Source organism: Lactobacillus sp. M0390 (assembly GCF_016102085.1).
Classification (GTDB): Bacteria; Bacillota; Bacilli; order Lactobacillales; family Lactobacillaceae; genus Lactobacillus; species Lactobacillus apis.
The window spans coordinates 1-2,414 of sequence record NZ_JACFPH010000015.1; the positions used below are offsets into that span (position 1 = coordinate 1).

Annotated in this window: 19 tRNA genes; all 19 read right to left on the reverse strand. The window is 45.9% G+C overall.

The features are described from left to right. Positions 1–8: 8 nt before the first annotated feature. A tRNA-Met gene (locus H3R25_RS08815) sits at positions 9–82 on the reverse strand. A gap of 11 nt (positions 83–93) precedes the next feature. Then, positions 94–180 (reverse strand) — tRNA-Ser (locus H3R25_RS08820). A gap of 29 nt (positions 181–209) precedes the next feature. Beyond that, positions 210–281, reverse strand: a tRNA-Glu gene (locus H3R25_RS08825). 622 nt (positions 282–903) lie between these two features. Beyond that, positions 904–993 (reverse strand) — tRNA-Ser (locus H3R25_RS08830). A gap of 12 nt (positions 994–1,005) precedes the next feature. Then, a tRNA-Ile gene (locus tag H3R25_RS08835) sits at positions 1,006–1,079 on the reverse strand. A gap of 4 nt (positions 1,080–1,083) precedes the next feature. Beyond that, positions 1,084–1,154, reverse strand: a tRNA-Gly gene (locus tag H3R25_RS08840). Between the two features lie 21 nt (positions 1,155–1,175). Beyond that, positions 1,176–1,248: transfer RNA gene (locus H3R25_RS08845), tRNA-Phe, on the reverse strand. A 6-nt stretch (positions 1,249–1,254) separates the two neighbouring features. Beyond that, positions 1,255–1,328: transfer RNA gene (locus tag H3R25_RS08850), tRNA-Asp, on the reverse strand. A 3-nt stretch (positions 1,329–1,331) separates the two neighbouring features. Then, positions 1,332–1,405: transfer RNA gene (locus H3R25_RS08855), tRNA-Met, on the reverse strand. Between the two features lie 37 nt (positions 1,406–1,442). Further along, a tRNA-Ile gene (locus H3R25_RS08860) sits at positions 1,443–1,516 on the reverse strand. A gap of 13 nt (positions 1,517–1,529) precedes the next feature. Continuing rightward, a tRNA-Met gene (locus H3R25_RS08865) sits at positions 1,530–1,603 on the reverse strand. 30 nt (positions 1,604–1,633) lie between these two features. Then, positions 1,634–1,707 (reverse strand) — tRNA-Pro (locus H3R25_RS08870). 5 nt (positions 1,708–1,712) lie between these two features. Further along, positions 1,713–1,786 (reverse strand) — tRNA-Arg (locus H3R25_RS08875). Positions 1,787–1,795: 9 nt separating this feature from the next. Beyond that, positions 1,796–1,881: transfer RNA gene (locus H3R25_RS08880), tRNA-Leu, on the reverse strand. 10 nt (positions 1,882–1,891) lie between these two features. Continuing rightward, positions 1,892–1,963 (reverse strand) — tRNA-Gly (locus H3R25_RS08885). A gap of 11 nt (positions 1,964–1,974) precedes the next feature. After that, a tRNA-Thr gene (locus H3R25_RS08890) sits at positions 1,975–2,047 on the reverse strand. A 36-nt stretch (positions 2,048–2,083) separates the two neighbouring features. Continuing rightward, positions 2,084–2,165 (reverse strand) — tRNA-Leu (locus tag H3R25_RS08895). Between the two features lie 12 nt (positions 2,166–2,177). Continuing rightward, positions 2,178–2,250, reverse strand: a tRNA-Lys gene (locus tag H3R25_RS08900). 4 nt (positions 2,251–2,254) lie between these two features. After that, a tRNA-Val gene (locus H3R25_RS08905) sits at positions 2,255–2,327 on the reverse strand. Between the last annotated feature and the right edge of the window lie 87 nt (positions 2,328–2,414).

The following is a 2,414-nucleotide window of genomic DNA, read 5'->3' on the forward strand; positions in this document are numbered from 1 at the left end:
GGACCATATTGCGGGAGGTGGATTTGAACCACCGGCCTTCGGGTTATGAGCCCGACGAGCTACCAGACTGCTCCATCCCGCGATTATTATTAAAGGAGGATGTGGGATTTGAACCCACGCACGGCAAGACCGTCTAACGGTTTTCAAAACCGTCCCCTTAAGCCACTTGGGTAATCCTCCAAATGTAAATATACCATAAAATGTGGTAATGACCCGTACGGGATTTGAACCCATGTTACCGCCGTGAAAGGGCGATGTCTTAACCACTTGACCAACGGGTCGAATTGTTGTCTAACGTCATAAGACGCTTAATTATAATACCGAATTTATTTGTTAAAGTCAACTACTTTTTTTATTCGTTATTACTTGAGAACTCTCAGTTCTGTCAATCACAACGCTATTAATAATACAGGATTCTACACCATCTTGCAAGTTATTTTGTTAAAAAATTGAATATTTCACACTTATCTTAGTCTCCCAAGACTTTATTCCTACATCCGGTGAGTTTCTTTCCGACACTCTAAAGTGGAAAAGAGAAATTTCCTCGCAGTAAGCGTTAATTGTAATCATCAAACCATGTATTCAAATATCTCTTAACTTATTGTAATTACGTTTATTCAATAAGCTATTAATAGCTGAATTAATCATCCTCTACGAGCGGGAAGATATCTTCTCAAGTACTTTTTTAAAAACATGTAATGGCAAGTGGGTCCCCTATTTTTCGAATTAAAATTCCTACCCTAAGTATGTGATTAGTCTATTCATTCTTAGATATTCTCACATTTGCTGCGATTAGTGTCACTAAAAAATGGCTACGATTTTATCTATACGTAAAAAATAACTCCACTTCATAAAGCACACAAAAAAGACTACTGACATCAATCAATAGTCTTTTATACAATACGGAGACTGAGGGATTCGAACTCTCGCACCGGAATAACCCGATCTACACCCTTAGCAGGGGCGCCTCTTCAGCCACTTGAGTAAGTCTCCATTATTTTATTATGGGCCTAAATGGACTTGAACCATCGACCTCACGCTTATCAGGCGTGCGCTCTAACCAGCTGAGCTATAGGCCCCAAAAGCGGGTAACGAGAATCGGACTCGCGACTAAAGCTTGGAAGGCTTTCGTTTTACCACTAAACCATACCCGCAAAACTTTGATAATAAAAAAATGGCGCGGGACGGAATCGAACCGCCGACACAAGGAGCTTCAATCCTTTGCTCTACCGACTGAGCTACCGAGCCATTTAACGGTCCATATCAGATTTGAACTGATGATCTTCTCCGTGACAGGGAGACGAGATAAACCACTGCTCCAATGGACCATATTGCGGGAGGTGGATTTGAACCACCGGCCTTCGGGTTATGAGCCCGACGAGCTACCAGACTGCTCCATCCCGCGATTATAATAATAAATAAATGTACAAAACCCAGTTTAATGGACCTTGTAGGACTCGAACCTACGACAGGACGGTTATGAGCCGTCTGCTCTAACCAACTGAGCTAAAGGTCCGAGCTCTAGCAAATAGCGGCGGGGGGGATCGAACCCTCGACCTCCCGGGTATGAACCGGACGCTCTAGCCAGCTGAGCTACACCGCCAACAAAATGTAATCGTTATTCAATTACAAATCGGGAAGACAGGATTCGAACCTGCGACCCCCTGGTCCCAAACCAGGTGCTCTACCAAACTGAGCCACTTCCCGGGATATGCGCCCTGAAGGATTTGAACCTTCAACCTTCTGATTCGTAGTCAGACACTCTATCCAGTTGCGCTAAGGGCGCATCATTAGATGCCGAGGACCGGAGTCGAACCGGTACGGTTGAAACCAACCGCGGGATTTTAAGTCCCGTGCGTCTGCCAATTCCGCCACCCCGGCATGTAATGAAAGCGGAAGACGGGATTCGAACCCGCGACCCCCACCATGGCAAGGTGATGTTCTACCACTGAACTACTTCCGCATAATTATGAATGCCGATTATACGATTTGAACGTACGACCCCCTGTTTACAAGACAGATGCTCTACCAACTGAGCTAAATCGGCAAAAATGTAAATATGGTATTAATAATATTTGGCGAATACGGGTGGTGGGACTTGAACCCACACGTCCGAGAACACTAGAACCTAAATCTAGCGCGTCTGCCAATTCCGCCACACCCGCAAAATGGGGCCATGAGTCGTGACGGGCTTGAACCGTCGACCCTCTGATTAAAAGTCAGATGCTCTACCGACTGAGCTAACGACTCGGTATGGAGGATACAGGGCTCGAACCTGTGACCTCCTGCTTGTAAGGCAGATGCTCTCCCAGCTGAGCTAATCCTCCATAAAGCACGGCAGCGTCCTACCCTCGCAGGCAGTCTCCCACCAACTACTCTCGGCGTGAAGAAGCTTAACTGCTGTGTTCGGCATG